The following is a 23,509-nucleotide window of genomic DNA, read 5'->3' on the forward strand; positions in this document are numbered from 1 at the left end:
CCTGCCTGACAAGTCAATCTCCGGCTCGACCATCCCCGCCTTGCCGGCGCGGCGTCGCATCGCGCGGCGGGGCATCGCGCGGCGGGGCATCGCGCGGCGGCGAACGCCGGCCCGGCAAGACGCCCCCTCAGTCGATCACCCGCCCCCGCACCATCACGAAATCGACATCTTCCAGCACGGTCACATCGGCCAGCGGGTTGCCGTCCACCGCGATGATGTCCGCCGAATAGCCGGGCGCGAGGCGGCCGATCTGGCTTTCCATGCCGAGCACCTTGGCAGCACCGGTGGTGGCGCTGGCCAGCACTTCGCGGTCGCTCATGCCTTGTTTGCGCATCAGGCCCAGTTCCTCGGCATTGCGGCCATGCTGGAACACGCCCGCGTCGGTGCCGAAGACCACGGTCACGCCATATTGGCGCGCACGGCTGACGAGCGAGGCCATCAGCGGCTGCACGGCGCGGATCTTGTCCTCAACCACGGGAGTATAGACGCCCTTGCCCAGCCCTTCGGAAACACCCTCCAGCGCCATCAGCGTCGGCACCAGCACTGTGCCGTTGGCCCTCATCGCCTTTGCAGCCGCTTCATCGAGATAGGTGCCGTGCTCGATCGAATCGATCCCCGCTTCGGCGGCCTGCTGGATCCCGCGCGCGCCGTGGGCGTGGGCCATGACTTTCAGGCCCAGCGAATGCGCCGTATCGGCAATCGCCTTCATTTCTTGCGGAGTGAAATGCGCCTCCAGCCCGCGCCCCTGCTGCGACAGGACGCCGCCGGTAGCGGTGATCTTGATCACGTCCGAACCGTTCTGGCTGGCAAGCCGCACCTTGGCCGCGCATTCGACCTCGCCGGTGCAGGTGAAGCCGGAATCAAGCAGCTCGTTCACCTCGGGCCGGAAGCCGTTGACGTCGGCGTGCCCGCCGATGATCGACAGCGCCGGGCCGGCGGCGACGATACGCGGCCCCGGCACCAGCCCTTCGGCGGTGCCGCGCCGCAGGACAAAGGCGGTTTCCTGGGCGCTGCCCGCTTCGCGCACCGTGGTGAAGCCCGCGCGCACCGTCACCAGCGCGTTCTTGGCCCCCACGACCACGCCCCATTCATCGGGCTCGGTCGCCTCTTTCCAGAAATCGCCGCCCGGATCGCCGGTAAGGTGGGTGTGAAGATCGATCAGGCCGGGCAGCACGGTCTTACTCGCCAGATCGATCTCGCGGTCCGCTACGACCGCCCCGTGACCGGGCGTGATCGACACGATCTTGCCGTTGGCCACGATGATCGTCGCCGGGCCGGTCGGATCGCCGGCGGCATCGGTGATGACACTGCCGGCACGGATTGCCACGGTTTCGGCGGCAAGCGGCGCGGCCATTACCGCAGCCAGTGTGCCGACAAGTGCGGCCATCCGGCGCATGGGTTGCTTCATCATCTCTCTCCCGCAAGATTGGTGTTTCGGGAGACGTGATGCGCTGCGGGTGGCCGCGTGGCAAGCCCTGCCACAGCAAAGGCGTGCCGACCCTTTAGCCGATCAGAAGGTGTAGCCGACCCCGAGCCCGAGGATGAACTGGTTCGCATCACCGCGCAGACGGGTATAGGGCGTGTCGGCCCCGTCGCCCACCAGCCGCGAATAGCCGCCGATCCCGGTCACGTTCCATCCGCCGTCGAGCGCATTGCCGCTGAGATCATAGGTCAGCAGCGCGGTGGTGCCGATCCGGTTCAATCCGCCATCGGCACGGAATTGCGGCAGGCCGGTGGCGAGCGCCTGCGCGGGCGAGACGGTGAAATAGTAGTCGGCGAAATTGTCGTCGATGAACTCCGCGCTTGCCTGCGCCTGCAACACCATGGCGCGGCCTATTGGGGCGCGGTAGGCGATCTGCGGCTCGACGATCAGGCCGTCATGCGCGCCCAGCACGTCCTTGCGCGCCTGCACGCCGATGGTGAGTTGATCGAACCGCTTGGCGACGCCCGGAAAGCTGATCCCCGCCGCAGCGCCCACTTCCAGCGCCGCATCGAGCTTGCCAGCGCGCGCCACCACTTCGTCGCTGATGCGGTTGTTGCGATCATTGCGGAAACGGAAGGCCGGGCCGAAACTCACTCGCGGCTTCGTGCGCGGGACGAAGCTTGGCTTGGGCGAGTTCAGATCGAGCACGAAGCCCGGGCCGTTGGGGCTGATCCCCACGCCGCCCACACGGCCGACGATCAGCGGCAACGGGAAAGCAATGTAATCGTCGGAACCGGCATAGCTCGGGACCATACCCGCACCAAGGCCGATGGTCGCCCATGTCTCGTCGAACACCGGCTTCATGAAGTTGAAGGACGCAGGCGGGGCGCCGGCAGGGGCAGGGGGCGGAGCGGGCTGGGTGTCCTCGCCCTCGGCAGCCGTGTCGCTGCGCTCCTCCGTCCCGTTCGCCAGCGCGGGCACAGCGCCGCCGATCAGCGCTGAAGCGCACAGGGCAAGCGGAACAGCGGCAGGCAGAAGCTTCATGATGCGATCCTCGGGAGAGATAGGACGGGCTTTATGCGAGTCTGTCTCAAAAACAGCGTTGCGGCCTTATGTTCCCGCGTGTGATGTTGCAACATGCTTTCATCAGGGCTGCGGCGCGGCGTCATTGCCGTTCCCGTCAGGCTCGCCTAGGGCTGAATGGGCATGGATGATTCACGGCAAACCGACGGCTCCGGGCACGTGCCCGCCCACGATCTGGTGATCGTCGGCGGCGGGCTGGCGGGCGGGCTGATCGCGCTCGCGCTGCACCGCTATGCGCCGGGTTGCCGGTTCCTGCTGGTCGAGGCCGGACGCACGCTTGGCGGGCATCACCGCTGGAGCTGGTTCGAAACCGATCTGCGCCTGCAAGCCCGCCAGCTGATGGACGGCTTCGCGCTCAACGGCTGGGACGAAGGCTACGACATCACCTTCCCCCGGCTGGGCCGCACCCTGCCAACCGCATATCGCTCGCTCGCCAGCGCCGAGTTCCACCGCGCGCTGATGGCCGAACTGCCCGAAGATCGCGTGATGCTGGGTGCCAAGGCCGCCACGGTCGATGCCGACGGGGTCACACTCGCTGACGGCACGCGGATCGACGCGCGGCGGGTGATCGATTGCCGCGCATTCCGCCCCTCGCAACACCTTGCGGGCGGGTGGCAGGTATTCCTCGGCCAGCATTTCCGCTGCGAGGACCCGCACGGCCTCACCCGCCCCGTCATCATGGATGCCAGCGTCGATCAGGTCGCGCCCTACGGCAACGAGGCCGCCTACCGCTTCGTCTATGTCCTGCCGCTTTCGCCTACCGAGGTCTTCGTCGAGGACACCTATTACGCCGATCAGCCGAAGATGGACGCAGAGGTGCTGAAAGGCCGGATCGCCGACTATGCCCGTCGCCACGGGTGGAAGGGCGAGGTGATCGATCAGGAAGCGGGCATCCTGCCGGTGGTGTCGGGCGGCAGCTTCCGCGCGGCACAGGCCGAAATCACCATCCCCGGCGTGGCGCTGGCGGGTGCGCGGGGCGGCTTTTCGCACCCGCTCACCAGCTACACCCTGCCCTTTGCCGCCGACAATGCGCTCGCCATTGCGCGGCTGCTGGCGAACCGTCCGGGCATCTCGGGCAATGAACTCGCCGCCTTCTGCGCCGCCCGCGCAAAACGCCACTGGCGCGCCACCGCCTATTACCGGATGCTGAGCAGGATGCTGTTCGAGGCGGCCGAGCCGGACAAGCGCGTGGTGGTGTTCGAACATTTCTACGCGCTGCGCGGTCGGCTGGTCGAACGCTTCTATGCGGGCCGTTCGACCTGGCCCGATCGTTTGCGCATCCTTACCGGCAAGCCGCCCGTAGCTATCCCGCGCGCCATTCGTGCGCTGTTTTCCTCAGGTAAGCCTTTCAAAACGGAGACCCCGGCATGAACGCCGATGCGAAGCTCAATCTTGCTGGCACGAAGGGGGTGAACCCCGCCCTCGCCGAACGTTACGAAGGCCGTACGGCCTGCGTTATCGGATCGGGTTTCGGCGGGATGGCGCTCGCCATCCGGCTGCAATCGGCAGGCATCGCCACCACTGTGATCGAAAGCCGCGACAAGCCCGGCGGGCGCGCCTATTTCTGGGAGAAGGACGGCTTCACCTTCGACGCCGGCCCGACCGTCATCACCGATCCGCCCTGCCTTGAAGAGCTCTGGGCGCTCACCGGCCACGACATCGCCGAAGATGTCGAACTGATGAAGGTCATGCCCTTCTACCGCCTCAACTGGCCCGACGGCACGAACTTCGACTATTCGAACGACGAAGAACAACTCAACGCCGAGATCGCCAAGCTGAATCCGGCGGACGTTGCAGGCTATGCGCGCTTCCTCGAATATTCCGAGCGGGTGTACCGCGAAGGCTATCTGAAACTCGGCACCAAGCCGTTCCTCGACTTCAAGTCGATGCTCAAGGCCGCACCCGCCCTGATCAAGGAACAGGCGTGGCGCAGCGTCTACGGCATGGTGTCGAGCTATGTCGAGAACGAGAAGCTGCGCGAGGCGCTGAGCTTCCATACGCTGCTGGTGGGCGGCAACCCGATGAACACCTCGTCGATCTACGCGCTGATCCACAAGCTGGAAAAGGACGGCGGCGTGTGGTGGGCACGCGGCGGCACCAACCGGTTGATCGCCGGCATGGTGCGCCACTTCGAACGGCTGGGCGGCACGATGCGCGTCGGCGATCCCGTGGTGCAGGTCCACACGCTGGGCACCAAGGCCACCGAGGTCGAGACCAAGAGCGGCTTCCGCCAGCGCTTCGACGCGGTTGCTTCCAACGCGGACATCATGCATTCCTACAAGGATTTGATGTCGAACAGCCCTCGCGGCAAGCAGATGGCGAAGTCGCTGGGCCGAAAGAGCTTCAGCCCGTCGCTCTTCGTCGTCCATTTCGGGCTGGAGGGCACCTGGCCTGGCATCCCGCACCACATGATTTTGTTCGCCAAGCGCTACAAGGGCCTGCTCGACGACATTTACAAGAACGGCGTCGTGCCGGAAGATTTCGCGATCTACCTTCACCACCCGACCGTGACCGATCCGAGCATGGCGCCCGAAGGCAAGAGCACCTTCTATGCGCTCGTCCCCGTCAGCCACATGGGCAAGATGCCGCTCGACTGGGACGAGGTTGGCCCCAAGCTCGAAAAGATGATCCTCGACGAGCTGGAGCGGCGCCTGATCCCCGACATCCACAGCCGGATCGTCACCAAGTTCAGCTACGCGCCCAAGGACTTCAAGGCCGATCTCAACGCCCACATGGGCAGCGCCTTCAGCCTTGAACCGGTGCTGTGGCAGAGCGCGTGGCTGCGCGGCCACAACCGCGATGACGTGATCGACAATTACTACCTCGTCGGCGCGGGCACCCATCCGGGCGCTGGCATCCCCGGCGTGGTCGGCAGCGCCAAGGCGACCGCCGGGCTGATGCTGGAGGATCTGGCGAAGGCGCAGTAAATCCTCCCCTTCAGGGGAGGGGAACCACCGAAGGTGGTGGAGGGGCGAGCGTGATCAGAGGCCAGAAGGAAACCGTAAAACTCGCCCGCAAACTCCGCGCCGACATGACTCCGCCAGAAATCGTCTTGTGGCAAGCCCTGCGCCAGCGCCCCGGCGGCCACAAGTTCCGCCGCCAGCACCCCGCCGGGATCTACGTGCTCGATTTCTTCTGTTCGCACGCCCGACTGGCGATCGAGGTGGACGGCAGGGCGCACGAAAGCCCGAACGTGATCGCCAAGGACGCGGCCCGATCGCGGTTTCTTCGTGAACAAGGCGTCGCTACAATGCGCATCCCCGCGAAACTTGTGCTTGAAGATATCGAGGCTGTGGTTAGGCGGCTGGTGCAAATCTGTGATGAAAGACTTGAAGGCATGAAAGGCTCGCCCCTCCCCCACCCTGCGGGTGGTCCCCCTCCCCGTTCCGGGGAGGACTCATGAAACGTCTTGCTGTCTATTGCGGATCGGCCTCGCCCGAGGATCCGCGTTACATCCAGCTCGCCTATGATGTCGGCGCGCAATTGGCGCAGCGCGGGATCGGCGTCGTATATGGCGGGGGCAAGCTGGGCCTGATGGGCGCGGTCGCCAAGGGGGCCAAGGAAAATGGCGGCGAAGTCATCGGCATCATCCCGGAGGCGCTGGTCAAGGCTGAAGTCGCCAACCACGACTGCGACGAATTGATCTCCGTTTCGGGCATGCACGAGCGCAAGCAGAAGTTCACCGATCTGTCCGACGGCTTCGTGACGCTGCCCGGCGGGGTCGGCACGATGGACGAATTGTGGGAAGCGATGAGCTGGTCGCAGCTCGGATACCACTCCGATCCGGTCGGCATCCTCAACGCTTTCGGCTTCTACGACGATCTGCTGGCCTTCAACGCGAAGATGGCAGCGGTCGGATTTGTCCGGCCCGCGCACCAGAACATCCTGATCGCGGCGGACACCATCGGCGAACTGCTCGCCAAGATGGAAGCCTACCAGCCGCACACCCCGATCTTCCGCATGAAGGCCGAGGAGCTCTAGGGTTCGCGCCATGGCGGTCGATGCAGCAACCCGCGCCGCTTTGGTCGAGCATGCCCGGCTGTCGATCAAGAAGGGCTCGCAGAGCTTTTCCGCCGCATCGCAATTGTTCGACAATGCGACCCGCGAACGCGCCTGGCTGCTTTACGCCTGGTGCCGCCGCGCGGACGATATTGCCGACAATCAGGAAATGGGCGGCGAATTGGGCGATCAGTCCGATCTGGCAGACCGGCTCGCGCATATCCGCCGGCTGACGGCGCTGGCTTTCGCAGGCGAGCCGACCGGCGATCCGGCTTTCGATGCGCTGGGCGTGGTCGCCGCCGAAGTGGGCCTCACCCCGCAGATGGCCGAGGATGTGATCGCAGGCTTTCAATTGGACGCAGAGGACTGGCGCCCGCGCACCGAGGCCGACATGCTGCGCTATTGCTACCACGTGGCGGGTGCGGTCGGTGTGATGATGGCGGTGGTGATGGGGGTTTCGCCGGAGGATCAGGAAACGCTCGACCGGGCGAATGATCTCGGCCTTGCCTTCCAGCTCTCCAACATTGCCCGCGATATCGTCGAGGATGATGCGGCGGGGCGCTGCTACCTGCCGATGGAGTGGCTCGCCGAACAGGATATCGAGCCCGGCCAGCACACCAAGCCGCATCACCGCAAGGAACTCGCCGAAATGGCCGCGCGGCTGGTCGCGCTGGTGGAAAAGCACGAGGCGGCAGCGCGCGTGGGCGCGGCAAAGCTCCCCTTCCGCAGCCGCTGGGCGGTGCTGTCTGCTGCGCGCATTTACGGCGCAATCGGCCGCAAGGTGAGGAAGCGCGGGCCCGAGGCGTGGAACAGCCGCACCTATGTCCCGCGCGCCGAAAAGGCGCTCTACGGCGTGCGCGCGTTCCTTTCCGCCGTGCTCAATCGCGAGAAGATGCCGGAGGGCGGGATCGACTGGGGGATCGCGGATTACCGGCCGCGCTAGCCTTCAACCGTTCGCCTCGATCGCAGTCGAGAAGCCTTGCGCGAGGTGCTGCGACTACGCTCGACACGAAAGGAGGGCGGGGCTAATCCGGCGGGCATGATCCGCAAACTCCTGATCGCCAATCGCGGCGAAATCGCCTGCCGCATTATCCGCACCGCCCGCGCAATGGGGATCGCCACCGTCGCGGTCTATTCCGATGCCGATGCCAAGGCGCTGCATGTGCGTTCCGCCGATGAAGCGGTGCATATCGGTCCCTCGCCTGCGGCGGAGAGCTATCTGGTGGGGGCGAAGATCATCGCGGCGGCCAAGCAGACCGGGGCGGATGCGGTGCATCCGGGTTACGGCTTCCTCTCGGAGAATGCCGATTTCGCGCAGGCCGTGATCGACGCAGGGCTGATCTGGGTCGGCCCCAGGCCTGCCAGCATCCGCGCGATGGGGTTGAAGGACGCGGCCAAGCAGCTGATGCGCAGCGCGGGCGTGCCGGTGACGCCGGGCTACGATGGCTCGGATCAGTCGGTAGAGCGGCTCACCAAGGAGGCCGAGGCCATCGGCTACCCGGTCCTGATCAAAGCTGTCGCAGGCGGCGGCGGGAAGGGGATGCGCAAGGTCGATGCCCCCGCCGATTTCGCCGCTGCGCTCGAAAGCTGCCGCCGCGAGGCCAAGGCCTCCTTCGGCAATGACGAGGTGCTCTTGGAGAAGTGGATCACCTCGCCCCGTCATATCGAGGTGCAGGTGTTCGGCGATGCCCACGGCAACGTCGTCCACCTGTTCGAACGCGACTGTTCCTTGCAGCGCCGCCACCAGAAAGTGATCGAGGAAGCCCCCGCCCCCGGCATGGACGCGGCCACCCGCGAAGCGATCTGCGCCGCCGCCGTGCGCGCCGCCAAGGCGGTCGATTACGAGGGCGCGGGCACGATCGAATTCATCGCCGATGCCTCCGAAGGCCTGCGCGCGGATCGCATCTTCTTCATGGAGATGAACACCCGGCTTCAGGTGGAACACCCCGTCACCGAGGAAATCACCGGGGTCGATCTGGTCGAATGGCAACTGCGCGTGGCGAGCGGCGAGCCGCTGCCCAAGCGGCAGGACGAGCTGTCGATCAACGGCCATGCGATTGAGGCGCGGTTGTATGCGGAAGACCCGGCGAAGGGGTTTTTGCCGAGCACGGGACGGCTCGACTACCTCCTGTTCCAAGACGGCGGGCGCGTCGAGACAGGGGTTGAAGAAGGTGACGCGATTTCACCGTTCTACGATCCAATGATCGCCAAACTCGTTGCTTGGGGAAAGACACGGGAAGAAGCAAACGACCGTCTTTTCCAGATGGTGTCGTCGGTTGAAATCTGGCCCGTCCGGTCAAATGCCGGATTCCTCAGCAGAACTCTGGAACACCCTGACTTCGAGAACGCGATCCTCGATACAGGATTCATCGCCGAGCGCTTACACTCGTTGATCCCACCTGAAGCCGCAGAGGACCACGTTTGGCAAAGAGCTGCTGAGGCTGCTCTGCTCGACGTCGTTTCAGATAACGAGGGGCTGGCTGGCTTCCGTTTGAACTCAACCCCCAAGATTTCGGTCACGTTGTCGCACAACGGTGAGACCAGAACGCTCCCGTTCGAACCTGCTGTTGCTGGCTCAACCAGCTACCACGATGACCAACGGGTGTTGGTCTTCGATTATGGCTCAACGTACGAGTTCGAAAGAGGCGCGCGCGGCACCGGCCAAGCCTCCGCCGCAGATGGCGCGATCCTCGCGCCGATGCCGGGCAAGGTCATCGCGGTCGATGTCGTCGAGGGGCAGGCCGTCACCGCCGGGCAGCGGCTCATGGTGCTCGAGGCGATGAAGATGGAGCACGCCCTCACCGCGCCGTTCGACGGGGTGGTCGAGGGGCTTAGCGTGAGCGCAGGCGCGCAGGTGCAGGTCGAGGCGGTGTTGTGCACGGTGGTGCCTGGGGCTTCGGAAAAATAATTCGTCACCCCAGCGAAAGCTGGGGCCTAGGGCGGCAAGCGCTGTACCAAGAGGCCCTAGGTCCCAGCTTTCGCTGGGATGACGATGTGCGTAGGGGTGGGGAATGACCTGGGCCAAGGAACTCGAAGAACTGCGCGCGCGCGAAGCGCTTGCCGAGCAGATGGGCGGCGCGGACAAGGTGGCGCGGCAGCATGGCCGGGGCAAGATGGACGCCCGCGCGCGGCTCGCGGCGCTGTGCGACGAAGGCTCCTTCCGCGAGATCGGCAAGATCGCAGGCTCCGCGAAGTATGACGCCAATCGCGACCTCGCGCACGTCACCCCCGCCCCCTTCCTGTTCGGCAAGGCGCTGATCAATGGCCGCCCGGTCGTCGCCACCGCCGACGACTTCACCATTCGCGGCGGCGCGGCAGATGCGGGGATTGCGCGCAAGATGGTGCAGGCCGAACGGATGGCGCACGAGCTGAAGCTGCCCATCATCCGCATGATCGACGGCACCGGCGGCGGCGGCAGTGTGAAAACGCTCGAACAGATCGGCGCGACCTATATCCCCGCGGTGCCCGGCTGGGGCGATGTGGTGACCAACCTCGACACCGTGCCGGTTGTGGCGCTCGCGCTCGGGCCGACGGCAGGCCTCGGCGCGGCACGGACGGTTGCCAGCCACTATTCGATCATGGTCAAGGGCCTCAGCCAGATCTTCGCCGCCGGCCCCGCCGTGGTCGATGGCCTGGGCGATGCCTACAAGGGCGATGCCGCCAGCCATGAAGAGGCCAAGGAGCGGCTGGGCGGATCGGAAATCCACACCCGCAACGGCGTGGTCGATGACGAGGTGGCGAGCGAGGCCGAGGCTTTCGCCCGCGCACGGCATTTCCTCAGCTTCATGCCCGAATATGTCGGCCAACCCGCGCGCCGCTCTCTCTGCACCGATCCGGTCCACCGCAAGGAAGAGGCGCTGCTCAGCCTCGTCCCGCGTGATCCGAAACAGGTCTATTCGATGCGCCGCTGCATGGAGATGGTGTTCGACAGCGGCACCGTGTTCGAGATCGGCAAGCATTGGGGCCGCGCCGCGATCACCGCGCTCGCCCGGCTCGACGGCTGGCCGGTCTGCGTCATCGCCAGCGATCCCAGCTATCTAGGCGGATCTTGGGAGGCCAAGACCAGCGAGAAGGTCGAACGCTTCGTCAAACTGGCCGACCAGTTCCGCCTGCCCATCGTCCACCTCGTCGACAATCCCGGCTTCATGATCGGGCGCGAGGCAGAAATGGCGGGGACGATCCGCTACGGCGTCAACGCGATGAACGTGATCTACCGCGCCACCGTGCCGCTCGCATCGATCGTGTTGCGCCGCGCCTATGGCATCGCGGGCAGCGCGATGAGCAATGCCGAACGCTACCAGTATCGTTATTGCTGGCCGAGCGGCGACTGGGGCAGCCTGCCCATCGCGGGCGGGCTGGAGGTTGCCTATAAATCGGAACTGGAAGCGGCGGATGATCCGGCGGCACTGCTGGGCGAAATCCGCGAAAGGCTGGCGAAAGTCACCTCGCCCTTCCGCTCCGCCGAACGCTTCAATGTCGAGGATATCATCGACCCGCGCGACACGCGGCCATTGCTGTGCGAGTTTGCCGGGCTGGCTTGGAGAAAGCTCGAAAGCGAGCGTTGATTCGGCCCGAAGGGCCACGAGGGCGACTGCCCGCCCGCAGCGGGGGCAGCTTTGCTGCCCGTCTAGCGAGGACCGCGCGCCCGGACGGGCGTGCGGAAATCAGGAAGTGCCCATCCCCGCTTCGGCATCGCTTGGGCCGAACAACTTGCCCTTCTCGCTCAGGAGCACCAACACCAGACAGGTGAGGCCCGACGCCAGCAGCGCCAGCGCCAGCGGGCGTGCTGTGCCGTCATAGGCATAGCCGATCGCTCCGCCGAGCAGCGCCGCGGTGGTCATCCGGATAAATCCGTGCGCCGAGCTTGCCGCCCCGGCGATGGCGAAGAACGGGTTCATCGCGATCGCGCCGAAATTGCTGCCGATAAAGCCGAGCAGCGCCATGTTGATCGCCATCAGCGGGACGAAGTGCCACAGCGACTCTTCCGGCTGGAAGGCGAAGAACACCTGGCAAGCGCTCACGAGAATAAAGGCGAACAGCGCGGTGTGGCTCACCCGGCGGGCGCCGAAACGCTCGACAATGCGCGAGTTCGACCAGCTGGCGAGCGCCATGGAGCCCGCGCAGATGCCGAACACCATCGGGAAGATGTCGCCCGCACCGAAGGTTTCGGTGATCAATTGCTGCGATGAATTGATGAAGCCGAACAACGCGCCGAACACCAGCGCGCTGCCGAACACGTAACCGACGACGCTCGGCAGGGACAAGGCGCGGGTCATGTTGCGGGCAATGGTGCCCACCCGGATCGGCTGGCGGTTTTCTTCCGAAAGGCTTTCGGGCAGGCGGAAATGCACCCACGCGCCCACGGCTACGCCGGCAACCGCCATGACGCCGAAAATCGCGCGCCAGTCGGCCACCAGCAGAATGGCCTCGCCGATACTGGGGGCGACAGCGGGCACCATCAGGAAGATCACGAAGATCAGGCTCATCATGCGGGCCATCTTGTCCCCGCCAACACGGTCGCGGATGATCGCCGGTGGCAGCGCGATGATGCCCGCCGCAAAGAAGCCCTGCGCCGCACGCACCGCGATCAGCATGTCATAGGTCGGCGCGATCGCGCTCAAGAGCGAGAGCACGATGTAGACGAGGATCGAGCCCATCAGGATGGGTCTGCGCCCGAAGCGGTCGGCCAGTGCCCCCGGTACCAGCGCGCCGATCCCGGCGGTAAGCAGATAGACCCCGATCACGAATTGCCGGGCATTGCCCTCTACCGAAAGATCGGCCGCCAGCGCATCGAGCGCAGGCAGAATCGCGTCGATCCCGAAGGCGTTCAGCGCCATCAGCAGCGCCATCATCCACATCAGCTCGGTCTCGCCGATAGCCTTGCGGAGGGGCATTATGGGGGCAAACGTGGTGGCCATGGCAGGCCCTTTGCCCGCAGGTTCTCCCGATGACCACTGTTCTTTTCGCATGCGCACAAAATCGCCATGGCGCGCGAAAGTTCCAGCAATGGTTCCTTCGCGGGCGCGAAGCTTCTATTTTGCCTGCGATATGGCAAGCGAGCCTCCATCACACACGGCAGACGAAGAAGCCTCCCCGGACGAGCTGGGGCTGCGCAAGATCATCCATGTCGACATGGACGCCTTCTTTGCCAGCGTCGAACAGCGCGACAATCCCGAACTGCGCGGAAAGCCTGTCGCGGTCGGCGGGGCGGGCGGGCGCGGGGTGGTGGCCGCCGCCAGCTATGAAGCGCGCCAGTATGGGGTGAAAAGCGCGATGCCTTCGGTCACCGCCAGCAGGCTGTGCCCCGACCTGATTTTCATGCGCCCGCGCTTCGATGCCTACAAGGAAGCAAGCCGCCAGATCCGACGCGTGTTCGAGCATTACACGCCCGTGATCGAACCGCTCAGCCTCGACGAAGCCTATCTCGACGTCACCGACGACCGGCTCGGTATCGGCAGCGCCACGCGCATCGCCCAGCTGATCCGCCAGGAAATCCGCGCCAAGACGCAGCTCACCGCGAGCGCGGGGGTGAGCTACAACAAGTTCCTCGCCAAGCTGGCGAGCGATCAGAACAAGCCCGATGGCCTGTGCATCATCCGCCCAGGTGAAGGCGCGGGTTTTGTGGCGGGCCTGCCGATCCGGCGCTTTCACGGGGTCGGGCCGAAGGCGGAAGAGAAGATGAAACGGCTCGGCATCGAAACGGGCGAGGATCTGGCGGGCAAGGATATCGCCTTCCTGCGCCAGCACTTCGGCAGCATGGGCGATTACCTGTTCCGCGCCGCCCGTGGCATCGATCTGCGGCCCGTGCGGGCGCACCGCATCAGGAAGTCGGTCGGCGGGGAGCGCACTTTTTCCGAGGACATCGGCAGCGGCACGGCTTTGCGCGAGACGCTGGAGAACATTATCGGCATCGTGTGGGAGCGGATCGAGGCGGCCGGCGCGAAGGGGCGCACGGTGACGCTGAAAATGAAATTCACCGATTTCCGCATCATGACCCGCGCAACCTCGCTGCCGCACTTCGTTACCGGCAGGGACGAATTCGCGCAGGTCGCCCGCGCGCTGCTGGAAGCGGAACTGCCGCTGCAGGGGCCGATCCGGCTGATGGGACTGACGCTCGGCAATCTCGAAGGGGCCGAGGATAACAGGCCCGCGCGCGACGAGGCGCAGTTGCGCCTGCTCTAAAGCGTTCCGCGTGCCTTCCACACGGCGATCCGCGCGCGGGTGGTCTTGCCGAGCGGTTCGGGCAACGAGTGCGAGGGGAAGAAGCGGGCTTCCCGCACCTCACGGCCATCGGCGCGCGGATTCTGGTCGCAGGTGGCGGCAAAGATATGCGCGGTGTGGGGCGATCCGGACAAGACCTCTTCAAGCGTGCCGATTGCTTCTATCCGCGGCAATTCGATCCCCAGCTCCTCGCGCACTTCGCGGCGCGCGGCCTCAATCGGGTCTTCCCCGCGCGCAAGCCCACCGCCCGGCAGGCCCCACACATCGGGGCCATAGGAATGTTTAAGCAGCAGCACATCGCCGCCGAGATTGGTGATGATGACGCTCACGCCCGCAATCGGCATCTTGCGCCAGCGCCGCCAGCGGTGCCGCACCGCGTGGGCTATCGGCAGGATCGCGCGGTGCAGCGGAGCGGGCAGATAGGCAGGCATCAGGTGAACACCGTGACCGGAATGCCGTGCCTGCGCGCCATGCCCAGCAGGCGGGCCACCGGCAGATCATTCGCCCCGCGCGCCGCCGCATCGAACACGTCGCGCTTGTCGGCCGCACCGCCGAGCGTGAACACGATTTCATCGCTGTCGGCCAGCGCCGGGATCGTCAGCGTGATGCGATCAAACGGCGCGTGGGCGGGCAGCGGATCGGGGGTGAGGCGACGCAAGACCTGCGGATCGTCCACCTTGGGATCGGTGTTCGGAAACAGCGAGGCAATATGCCCGTCCGGCCCCATGCCGAGCCAGGTCAGCGCGAAATGCGGCGGAACAGCGCCTTCGGTCAGCGCCGCGATCCGTGCCCCTTCGGGTGCGAGCAAGGCGCGGATCTTGCCGGTGTTGGAAGCCTCGTGATCCTCGGGCACGATCCGGTCGTCATTGGGCCAGACCTGCCAGCCGCTCCAGTCGATGCGGCCACTTTCGATCAGCGCGGCGAGGATCGGAAACGGGGTCGAGCCGCCGGGGATCGTGATTGCGCCCGATCCCGCGGCAGCCAATCGCTCCGCCAGCCAGTCGGCTATCGCGCGCTGGTCTGCGCCTTCGATAATGGTGATCTCCTGCATGGCGGCCATGCATAACAAAAGGGCCGCCCCCGGTCAGCGGGAACGGCCCATTTTTTTGATCATGCGCAAGCTTTTCCTCAGGCGAGCAGCGACTTGAGGAACCACACGCGCTGTTCGGTCATGTCGGTCCAGTCGTCGATCAGCCCGTCGGTGGCATTGTCGCCCGCCTGTTCGGCCAGCGGCTTCATGCCCTTGAGGCGTTCGACCACCGTCACATTGTCGTCGCGCAGTTCGGCAATCATATCCTCCGCGCCGAGCGAGGCGCTGTCCTGATCCTTGATCTTCGTGTGCTGCGCCACCGAGCCGACCGAAGTCAGCGTGTCGGCATCAAGCTTGCGGACGCGTTCGGCGATCAGATCGATCTGATCGCGGATTTCCAGCGCCTGTTCGTCAAACAACAGATGCAGATCACGGAAGCGCGGGCCCTTCACATGCCAGTGAAAGTTCTTGGTCTTGATGAACAGGGCAAAATGATCCGCCAGAAGCCCGTTAAGTTCGCCAACCAGCGCGGCTTTCGAATTGGTGTTGGGATTGGCCATGATGTTCTCCTTTATTATGGGGCAGCCGGGTTTCGCTGCCGTTGGTGTGTTCATCATAATAACGGATAAAGGCGCATTCGGTTTCGCAATTTTGCAATTCGCAATAATCGAACAAAGCGATTAAAGCGTCGCGTAACGAGCGTTCAATCCGATCAAGAGCGCTGCAAGAATAAGGCAGGCGGCCAGCGCCAGCCGGATCGCGCGCAACGGCAGGCGGACCAGCCCCGCCGACCCGACAGACCAGCCCAAAACAATCGCCGCCCCGCCCCCCAGCGCACCGCCCATCGCTGCGGTGACCGGCCAGTGCGCATGCGCGGCAAAGGCGAACACCGCAAAGCGCGCAGCATCGCCGACCTGCCGGCCGGCCAGCACAAGCGCGATGGCGCCGAGCGAGCGGGTCGGCTCGCGCGGCTCCTTCAACCGGACAGGCCAGACGAGTTCGGCCCCGGCGATCGCAAGCGCGAAAGCGACCAGCATCTGCGCCGCGCGGGGCGGAAGCCGGTCAGCAAAGCCTGCCCCTGCCCACGCCATCAGCGCGGCGGTGCAAACAGCCGCGGCGACACCCACCAGCAGCAGCGAAACCCGGCGTCCGAGCGCGTCGGCCCAGCGCGCCACCAGCCATTGATCGCGTCCGCCCAGTGCCAGCGCGAAGACCAGCAGCAGCGAGAACAGGAAGCTATCCAAGCCGCGTGCCTCGCGCGGGGGCGGTCAGGCCGCCCACGGCCCGGTGATCGCCACCGTGACAGCGGGCGAATAGACATTGACGAACAGCCATTGGCCATCGGGCGAGAAGCACGCGCCGGCCAGTTCGGTCTGCGCGGTCAGGCGCGCGACGTCATAGGGGCGCCCGTCGGGCGTGATCCCGCGAATGTGATTGTCGACCACATCGGTATACTGGTCTTCGCACACGATCAGGTGGCCGCTGGGGGCAACCGTCAGGTTGTCGCCGAAATTGAACTGATCCGTGCTTTCGCTTTCGAAAAACAGTTCGACCAGATCGGGCGCGCCCGCAACGCCGGGGGTCAGCTTGAGAATCTGGCCCAATTGCTTTGCGCCGCCGCTGGTGCAGCAGGCGAACACCGCTCGCTCGCCCATGTGCAGCCCCTCGCCGCGCGCCACCAGCGCCGCGCCTTTTGCCGCCGCGCGCTGGCGCAGGTCGTCCTTCGGCGCTTCGACCTCGTCGAGATCGACCCAGCTGACGCGATAGCTCTTGCCCAGCGGCATCGCTGCGCCGTTCCAGTTGCGAGTGTCGGCCAGCCCTTCGATCACCATCGCCTGCAAGCGCCCGCCTTCGGCCAGCTTGCCGGGGACTTTCGGCAGGAAACGGTAGAGCACGCCGTCGTCGCGGTCTTCGGTCATATAGACGACGCCGGTCGCCGGATCGACCGCGGCGGCTTCGTGATTGAAGCGGCCCATCGCGGTAAGCGGCACCGGATCGACCAGCCCGCGCGCCGATGCGGGAACCTCGAACACCCAGCCGTGGTTGCGCTCCAGCCCGTCACCGTAACGCTGGCCCGGCCCGGTCGGCGCTTCCTCGCAGGTCAGCCAGCTGCCCCACGGCGTCGTCCCGCCAGCGCAATTGCGGATCGTCCCGCCAAGGCTGCGGAACTGGCGCTTCACGCCAAGCGTCGCGGCATCGAGCACGATAGTGGTGGTGCCGCCGGGTACGAAACTGCCATTGCGCTTGCCGAAACCCTTGGCAATCGGCCCGCCGCTGCCGTCGGTGGGCACCAGCTCATGATTGCGCACCAGTGCAATTTCGCCATTGCCGAGGTCGAAGCAGCCCATCCCGTCGGCCTTGTCCGGCACGGTGCCGCCGTCATCCATCGCATCGCCCAGGCGCGAAATGACGCGGTAGGAAAAACCCTGCGGCAGATCGAGCAGGCCCGCCTTGTCGGGCACCAGCGCGCCGTATCCGGCAAAGCCGGTGGCCGGAGCGCGCGGGCCGGACGCACCAGGCGCGCCGTCGATCCCGCCGCTGCGGATCACGCAGCCACTGGCCGCCAGCGCCGCAAAGGCAGAGGCGGTGGCACCGAGAAAACGGCGGCGGTCGGACGAAATGGCGGGGGCGCTTGCGGGGTGCTGAATCATGCCTCAGCCCCTACTCCCCACCCTCCGGCGCGGCAAGAATTTCGTCCCGGCGCGCCCGCTTGGTGTCCTGCGCGGCAGGCGGTTCAACCCGCTCCAGCGCACTGGAATGCCGCAAGGGAAATCCGGCCCGGAATTGCGTCAATTGAAGAGGTGGCGCAATACAGCCCAACGGCCTAGCAATCGGCCAAACAGATCAGGGGAGAGCACAGGGATGAAGATCGAACCGGGCATGGCGGCGGTGGTGACCGGCGGGGCTTCGGGCCTCGGCAAGGCGAGCGCAAAGGCTTTTGCCGATGCCGGCATGAAGGTTGCCATTTTCGACATCAACGACGAGGCGGGAGAAGCGCACGCCGCCGCAATCGGCGGCACCTTCCACCATGTCGACATCATGGACGAAAGCTCCGTCGAAGCCGGTTTTGCGGCCGCCCGCGCCGCGCACGGGCAGGAGCGCGTGACGCTGCACTGTGCGATGGCATCGCGGCGCGGCAAGACCCTGGGCTGGGACAAGGAGGCGGGGGCCTACAAGCGCCTCTCCACCGAAGATTACGCCTTTGGCGCAGAAGGGATTCTGGTGGCCAGCTACCGTGTCGCCAGCATCTCGGCGCTGGGCATGGCCAATGCCGATCCCGTCAATGACGATGGCGAACGCGGGGCAATCATCCTTACCGCCAGCGTCGCCGCGCAGGACGGGCAGATCGGACAGGTGATCTACGGTTCGTGCAAGGCGGGGGTGAACGGTCTGGTGCTGCCGATGGCGCGCGATCTGATGGATCTCGGAATCCGGGTGAATTCGGTCATGCCGGGCATCTTTGCGACCCCGCTGATGCTGGGAATGAAGGACAGGAACCCGCCGATGTGGGCGCAGCTGAATGCCTCCGTCCCCTTCCCCAAGCGCCTCGGCGAGCCGGAGGAGTTCGCCTCGCTGGTGCTCGAGATAGCCCGCAACAGCTACATCAATGGACACCAGTTCCGGCTGGACGGGGCAATCCGGATGCCGCCGAAGTAAGAGTGCAACACAATCGAAGCCGCCAGGCTTCGCAAGCGCGACTGTGCGTCGGCCGGTAGACCGCCCGCCCGGAGGCGTTCGCGAAGCGAACAAGCCGCGAGGGAAAACAAATGACCACTGCAACCAACGAATACCCCACCAGAGCCTATGGCGCGACCGCGCCCGACAGCGGCGTGGGGCCGATGCAGATCACCCGCCGCGGCTTGCGCCATGACGACGTGCTGATCGAGATCAGCCATTGCGGCATCTGCCATTCCGATCTCCACAGCGCGCGCAACGACTGGGGGCGCAGCACCTATCCGATCGTGCCGGGTCACGAAATCGTCGGCACCGTCGCAGCGACCGGTGAAGGGGTGACACGCCACAAGATCGGCGACCGGGTGGCAATCGGCTGCATGGTCGATTCCTGCATGGAATGCGATCATTGCGCGTCCGATCTTGAACAATACTGCCTCGATGGCGGGATGACCGGCACCTATAACGGCAACGACCGGCGCGACGGCTCGCCAACCTTTGGCGGCTATTCGGAACGGATCGTGGCGCGCGAGGAATTCGTGCTGAAAGTGCCCGACAGCCTGCCGATGGCCGAGGCTGCACCGCTGCTATGCGCCGGGATCACCACCTATTCCCCGCTGCGCACATGGAAGGTGGGCCCGGGCAGCAAGGTCGCGGTCGCAGGGCTTGGCGGGCTGGGGCATATGGGAGTGAAGCTCGCCGCAGCGATGGGCGCAGAAGTAACCGTGCTGTCCCGCAGCGAAAGCAAACGTGCCGATGCCGAAAAGCTGGGCGCCCATGCTTTCCTCAACACCGCCGACAAGGCCGCCATGAAGGCCGCGCGCGGCACCTTCGACATGGTGCTCAACACGATTCCCGTGCGGCATGACGTAACGCCTTACCTGCACTTGCTGCGGATCGACGGGGTGCAGGTGCTCGTCGGCATGATCGACATGATGCCCGAACTCCACACCGGGGTGTTGCTCGGCCGCAAGGTGCTGACCGGCAGCGGCATCGGCGGGCTCGCGGAAACGCAGGAAATGCTGGATTTCTGCGCCGCCAAGGGCGTCCTGCCCGATATCGAGGTGATCGCGATGCAGGATATCCAGACCGCCTATGACCGGATGGAGGCCAGCGACGTCAAATATCGTTTCGTGATCGACATGGAGAGCCTGCAGAAGGGGCCGTGAGCAGTTTCTTCGTATTCTCGTAGATTAGTATATACAATACTATGATATTAAAGATTCTATAATATACAGAAAACTGCACTTGTTTCATTGATGCAACACAATAGCGACAATCTATAAATTCGGTATTCGTAAAGAATTGTGCGGAACCGCGGTGATGATATTGGGTTTCGTTGCCGCGCACGGAGCACATTCGTAATATAAGAAGGCACCGGCGCTGCACGCAGGCGGAACGATCCCACCTCTCTCAAGGAGCGTTCCACATGACCATCCGTTTTGCTTCCGCTGCTTCGGCCATTGCTGTTGCCGGTGTCCTTTCGACTCCCGTTCTGGCCGAGGGTCCCGCAGCCGCGCTGGAAACCGCCGCGCCGATCGTACTGACCGAAAAGGCCGCCGCGCGCCTTGCCGCTGGCGACGAAGATCTGGCGGGCGTCACCATCGCCGCGTCGGGCGAAGCCACCCCGGTGATCCTCACCGCCACCGGCGCCGCTCCGGGCCTTGCCGCGAATAATGGCGAAGTCGTCGTCTCCAGCGCCGCGATCGCCACCGCCGCCGCGGCTGCCGCCATGCAGGCCGAAGAGAATGGCGGGCGCCAGGAAACCTTCACCGTCACGCTCAACCAGGACAGCTTCTTCGGCTTCTACCCGGCCTTCAACGGCCTGATCCCGGTCAGCGAGAATGTCGATTTCAGCTTCTACGGCATCATCTGGACCACCGACGCCTTCGGCACCGGCATCGGTTCCGACCTGTGGACCGAATTCGGCGTCGGTGCCGCGATCTACAGCGGCAATTTCGTCATCAAGCCGCAGGTCGGCCTCACCAACGGGGCGCTGCTGTCGGGCGGCGCGCGCGATCCGAACGGTGTTCCCGCCGGAACCGGCGGCAATTTCGCCGACGGCATCGTGCCGAGTCTGACCATCAACTATTCCGACGACACCTTCGAGGCGGAATATTACGGCGGCTACTACGCTGCGCTGCGCAACCGCAATGATGATGCCGCGCTCGACTTCCTGCACACCTGGATCAACGCGGGCTACAAGTTCAGCGACAACGTATCGGCCGGCGCGCATTACGAGCTGCTGAGCAACACCCGCAACACCTTCCCCGGCGGATCGACCGCTCGGGTGTACCAGTGGGTGGGGCCCTATGTGCAGTTCAAGACCAGCAACGGCTTCTTCGCCCGCTTCACCGCCGGCGCGGATATCGAAAGCGGCAATGACGGCGACTTCTACAAACTGACCGCCGGTTTCACGTTCTGATCCTTTGACGACCCTGAGGCACCCGGGGCGCGGGGGCGTGCGACATTATGCCGTGCGCCCCCTTTGCTTTGCGCCGCCTTTCCCATAACCTTATGCGCAGACAAGAGAATCGGGATCGGGAGAGCCTTTCAATGATGCGGATTACACTTCTGGCAGGCGGCCTTGCCGCGCTGCTGCTGGCCCCTGCGGGCGAGGCGCAGGCGCGCAGCCGGTTCGAGGCGACAATCACCCGCACCACCTACGGCATCCCGCATATCCAGGCGGATACCTGGCAGGGTGTGGGATACGGCGTGGCCTATGCCTATGCCGCCGACAACCTGTGCCTGCTGGCAGAGGAATTCACCACCGTGGCGGGCGAGCGTTCGCGCCATTTCGGGCCGGAGGCCAAGGCGGTGCTCGGCTTTCAGGAGGTGGACAATCTGTCCTCGGACGTGTTTTTCCGCGCTACAATCGATCTGCCCGCCTTGCGCGAAGGCTTCGGGGGGCAAAGCCGCGAGTCGCGCGGGCTCGCAGAGGGCTATGTCGCGGGTTACAACCGCTTCCTGAAGGACGCGGACGCGGACGGCATTCCCGCCGAATGCCGCGGCCAGCCGTGGGTGCGCGCGATCACGCTTGATGATGTGCTGCGCCTCAACGAAAAGCAGATGCTGCTCGCCTCCTCGCTGGCGCTGGCCCCGGGCATCGCGGGCGCAGCGCCCCCGGGCAGCGCCGCTCCCAAGGTCGCGATGGCCCTGCCCAAGCCGGGCGAGCTCGGCATCGGCAGCAATGGCTGGGCCTTCGGCGGCGAGGCAACCGCCGACGGACGCGGCATGGTGATCGGCAATCCGCATTTCCCGTGGAACGGGCCGAGCCGGTTCTGGCAACTCCACGTCACCGGCCCTGACGGTTATGACGTGATGGGCGTCGGCATTGCCGGGACGCCGATCCCGACGCTTGGCTTCAACAAGGATGTCGGCTGGACCCACACCGTCACCGCGGCGCGCCACTTCACGTTGCACACGCTGACTCTCGATCCCGCCGATCCGACCCGCTACATGCTCGACGGGACAAGTGTGGCGATGGAACCGCGCACCATCACCGTGCCGATGCCCGAAGGCACGCCGGACGTCACCCGCACGCTCTACACCACCCGCTTCGGCCCGGTCTTCGTTGCCCCTCAATCGGGCGTGAACTGGAGCGCGGCGATGGCCTTCGCGGTCAAGGATGCCAATCGCGGCAACCAGCGCGCGATCGAAACCTGGCTGCGCATCGGCCAGGCGAAAAATGTCGGCGAGATCAAGACCGCGGTAAGCGCGACGCTGGGTATTCCGTGGGTCAACACCATCGCCGCCGACCGCTTCGGCGATGCGCTCCACGCCGATATCACTGCGGTGCCGAACGTGTCGGCAGACAAGATCGCCGCCTGCGCGACCCCGCTTTCGCCGCTGTTCGCCTCGATTGCGACGCTGCTCGACGGATCGCGCGCGGACTGCGACTGGGACGTGGCAGGCGGCACGCCGGTGCCCGGCCTGATGCCTGCGAGCAATCAGGCTGCCACCATCGTGCGCGGCTATCTTACCAATTCCAATGACAGCTACTGGCTCAGCAATCCGCGCCTGCCGCACCCCGCCCTGTCGCCGATCCTCGGCAAGCATGCACAGGCGCTGAGCTTGCGCACGCGGTCGAACTTCACCGAGACTGAAGCGCTGCTGGCTGCCGGCAAGGTCGATCATGCGCGCGCGCAGGCGCAGGTTTTCGCCAACAAAAGCCTTGCTGCCGACATGACGGTGGCCCCGCTGCTGGCGCTGTGCGAAAGCACGGCAGAACCCGCCGAAACAGTGGCGCGCGGCTGCGCGGCGCTGGCGGGCTGGGATCGCCGCTATGAGGCATCGAGCCGCGGTTCGGCGCTGTTCCGCGCCTTCTGGGCCAAGGTGGGGGGGCGCAGCGATCTGTGGGCGGTGCCTTTCGATCCGGCAGACCCGGTAAATACGCCGCGCGATATCGCCACCGACGGCGCGAAGGGCGAAAAGCTGCTCGCGGCGCTGGGCGAGGCGGTGGCCGATCTGGACAATGCCGGGATCGGCATCGACGCGCCATGGGGCGACGTGCAGCGCTGGATCGCCAATGGTGACGCCATTCCGATCCACGGCGGTCCCGGCACGGCGGGGGTGCTCAACTACCAGGATGCCCGCCCCTCGCCTGCGGGCGGGCTCGTGCCGGTCCACGGATCAAGCTACATCCAGATCGTCGGCTTCGATGCGTCAGGCCCGGTGGTCGATGCGATCCTCAGCTATTCGCAGTCAACCGACCCCGCCTCGCCGCATTACGCCGATCAGACCCGCGCCTACGCCGCCAAACGCTGGCACCGCCTGCCGTTTTCCCCCGACGAGATCGCGGCACAGGCCATCGGCAAGACAAAACGGATCGCGGAATAACCGCAACAGCCTCACGCCGTCGGGCTAAGGGGAGCAGGTTACGACAACCCGCTCCCACAAGGCCGTGATCCGGCCAATCGCGCCGCCGCGATGTCGGGATTGCTGAATAGGCTCGACGAAGCCCGAATTGCGCGCAGACAATCCCGAACTATAGCCCCTAGGGACGTCGGTAATTTTGGATGGCTAATCAGAAGATTAGCCATTAGTAATGCAATATCGCTGCGAGCAGAGATGTTCAGATT

The 23,509-nt window shown here is 65.3% G+C and carries 20 protein-coding genes; 12 read left to right on the plus strand and 8 right to left on the minus strand.

Annotation, left to right across the window (positions count from 1 at the left end; genetic code table 11):
- Positions 1-127 precede the first annotated feature (127 nt).
- Both OIK40_RS11495 and OIK40_RS11500 read right to left on the minus strand, forming a co-directional pair.
- Complete coding sequence (locus OIK40_RS11495; RefSeq protein WP_273678530.1) at positions 128-1,396, minus strand: metal-dependent hydrolase family protein; 1,269 nt, start codon at positions 1,394-1,396, stop codon at positions 128-130.
- 114 nt (positions 1,397-1,510) lie between these two features.
- Positions 1,511-2,467 carry a MipA/OmpV family protein gene (locus tag OIK40_RS11500; protein WP_273678479.1) on the minus strand — a complete coding sequence of 319 codons (957 nt, stop codon included), beginning with the start codon at positions 2,465-2,467 and terminating at the stop codon, positions 1,511-1,513.
- Positions 2,468-2,629: 162 nt separating this feature from the next.
- On the opposite strand from OIK40_RS11500, the gene crtY reads away from it, so the two are divergent.
- The 7 genes from crtY to OIK40_RS11535 all read left to right on the plus strand — a co-directional run bounded on the left by crtY (position 2,630) and on the right by OIK40_RS11535 (position 11,070).
- On the plus strand, positions 2,630-3,877 hold the full coding sequence (gene crtY / locus OIK40_RS11505; protein ID WP_273678480.1) for a lycopene beta-cyclase CrtY: 1,248 nt from the start codon (positions 2,630-2,632) through the stop codon (positions 3,875-3,877).
- Complete coding sequence (locus OIK40_RS11510) at positions 3,874-5,433, plus strand: phytoene desaturase (RefSeq protein ID WP_273678481.1); 1,560 nt, start codon at positions 3,874-3,876, stop codon at positions 5,431-5,433. Before crtY ends, OIK40_RS11510 begins: the two co-directional genes overlap by 4 nt.
- 50 nt (positions 5,434-5,483) lie before the next feature.
- Positions 5,484-5,909, plus strand: coding sequence for an endonuclease domain-containing protein (locus OIK40_RS11515; RefSeq protein WP_273678482.1), 426 nt, complete (start codon positions 5,484-5,486; stop codon positions 5,907-5,909).
- The gene (locus OIK40_RS11520) at positions 5,906-6,487 is read left to right on the plus strand and encodes an LOG family protein (protein ID WP_273678483.1); all 582 of its coding nucleotides are present in this window, start codon (positions 5,906-5,908) and stop codon (positions 6,485-6,487) included. Before OIK40_RS11515 ends, OIK40_RS11520 begins: the two co-directional genes overlap by 4 nt.
- A 10-nt stretch (positions 6,488-6,497) precedes the next feature.
- Positions 6,498-7,448 carry a phytoene/squalene synthase family protein gene (locus tag OIK40_RS11525; protein ID WP_273678484.1) on the plus strand — a complete coding sequence of 317 codons (951 nt, stop codon included), beginning with the start codon at positions 6,498-6,500 and terminating at the stop codon, positions 7,446-7,448.
- Positions 7,449-7,544: 96 nt separating this feature from the next.
- The gene (locus OIK40_RS11530; protein WP_273678485.1) at positions 7,545-9,413 is read left to right on the plus strand and encodes an acetyl/propionyl/methylcrotonyl-CoA carboxylase subunit alpha; all 1,869 of its coding nucleotides are present in this window, start codon (positions 7,545-7,547) and stop codon (positions 9,411-9,413) included.
- Between the two features lie 103 nt (positions 9,414-9,516).
- Positions 9,517-11,070 carry an acyl-CoA carboxylase subunit beta gene (locus OIK40_RS11535; RefSeq protein WP_273678486.1) on the plus strand — a complete coding sequence of 518 codons (1,554 nt, stop codon included), beginning with the start codon at positions 9,517-9,519 and terminating at the stop codon, positions 11,068-11,070.
- Positions 11,071-11,169: 99 nt separating this feature from the next.
- Here OIK40_RS11535 and OIK40_RS11540 read toward each other — a convergent pair whose 3' ends face one another.
- Entirely contained in the window at positions 11,170-12,423 is a 1,254-nt protein-coding gene (locus tag OIK40_RS11540; protein ID WP_273678487.1) for a multidrug effflux MFS transporter, read from the minus strand.
- 130 nt (positions 12,424-12,553) lie between these two features.
- Here OIK40_RS11540 and dinB point away from each other — a divergent pair, with 130 nt between their 5' ends.
- On the plus strand, positions 12,554-13,687 hold the full coding sequence (gene dinB / locus OIK40_RS11545) for a DNA polymerase IV (protein ID WP_273678488.1): 1,134 nt from the start codon (positions 12,554-12,556) through the stop codon (positions 13,685-13,687).
- Here the strand turns inward: dinB and OIK40_RS11550 are convergent.
- The 5 genes from OIK40_RS11550 to OIK40_RS11570 all read right to left on the minus strand — a co-directional run bounded on the left by OIK40_RS11550 (position 13,684) and on the right by OIK40_RS11570 (position 17,407).
- Positions 13,684-14,157, minus strand: a complete 474-nt coding sequence (locus OIK40_RS11550) for an NUDIX hydrolase (protein WP_273678489.1) — start codon at positions 14,155-14,157, stop codon at positions 13,684-13,686. The genes dinB and OIK40_RS11550 overlap by 4 nt on opposite strands.
- Positions 14,157-14,777, minus strand: a complete 621-nt coding sequence (locus OIK40_RS11555; RefSeq protein WP_273678490.1) for a 6-phosphogluconolactonase — start codon at positions 14,775-14,777, stop codon at positions 14,157-14,159. The genes OIK40_RS11550 and OIK40_RS11555 overlap by 1 nt, the downstream gene beginning before the upstream one ends.
- Positions 14,778-14,854: 77 nt before the next feature.
- The gene (locus OIK40_RS11560) at positions 14,855-15,316 is read right to left on the minus strand and encodes a Dps family protein (protein ID WP_273678491.1); all 462 of its coding nucleotides are present in this window, start codon (positions 15,314-15,316) and stop codon (positions 14,855-14,857) included.
- Positions 15,317-15,436: 120 nt separating this feature from the next.
- Positions 15,437-16,000 carry a hypothetical protein gene (locus OIK40_RS11565; RefSeq protein ID WP_273678492.1) on the minus strand — a complete coding sequence of 188 codons (564 nt, stop codon included), beginning with the start codon at positions 15,998-16,000 and terminating at the stop codon, positions 15,437-15,439.
- Between the two features lie 24 nt (positions 16,001-16,024).
- On the minus strand, positions 16,025-17,407 hold the full coding sequence (locus tag OIK40_RS11570; RefSeq protein WP_273678494.1) for an alkaline phosphatase PhoX: 1,383 nt from the start codon (positions 17,405-17,407) through the stop codon (positions 16,025-16,027).
- Positions 17,408-17,618: 211 nt separating this feature from the next.
- On the opposite strand from OIK40_RS11570, the gene OIK40_RS11575 reads away from it, so the two are divergent.
- The 4 genes from OIK40_RS11575 to OIK40_RS11590 all read left to right on the plus strand — a co-directional run bounded on the left by OIK40_RS11575 (position 17,619) and on the right by OIK40_RS11590 (position 23,267).
- The gene (locus OIK40_RS11575; RefSeq protein WP_273678495.1) at positions 17,619-18,413 is read left to right on the plus strand and encodes an SDR family oxidoreductase; all 795 of its coding nucleotides are present in this window, start codon (positions 17,619-17,621) and stop codon (positions 18,411-18,413) included.
- Positions 18,414-18,523: 110 nt separating this feature from the next.
- Complete coding sequence (locus tag OIK40_RS11580; protein ID WP_273678496.1) at positions 18,524-19,597, plus strand: NAD(P)-dependent alcohol dehydrogenase; 1,074 nt, start codon at positions 18,524-18,526, stop codon at positions 19,595-19,597.
- A gap of 260 nt (positions 19,598-19,857) precedes the next feature.
- Positions 19,858-20,853: a DUF6733 family protein gene (locus OIK40_RS11585; RefSeq protein WP_273678497.1), complete on the plus strand. Its 996-nt coding sequence runs from the start codon at positions 19,858-19,860 to the stop codon at positions 20,851-20,853.
- Positions 20,854-20,984: 131 nt separating this feature from the next.
- On the plus strand, positions 20,985-23,267 hold the full coding sequence (locus OIK40_RS11590; RefSeq protein WP_273678498.1) for a penicillin acylase family protein: 2,283 nt from the start codon (positions 20,985-20,987) through the stop codon (positions 23,265-23,267).
- Positions 23,268-23,509: the final 242 nt, after the last annotated feature.

This window comes from Erythrobacter fulvus, from assembly GCF_028595285.1.
Lineage (GTDB): Bacteria > Pseudomonadota > Alphaproteobacteria > Sphingomonadales > Sphingomonadaceae > Erythrobacter > Erythrobacter fulvus.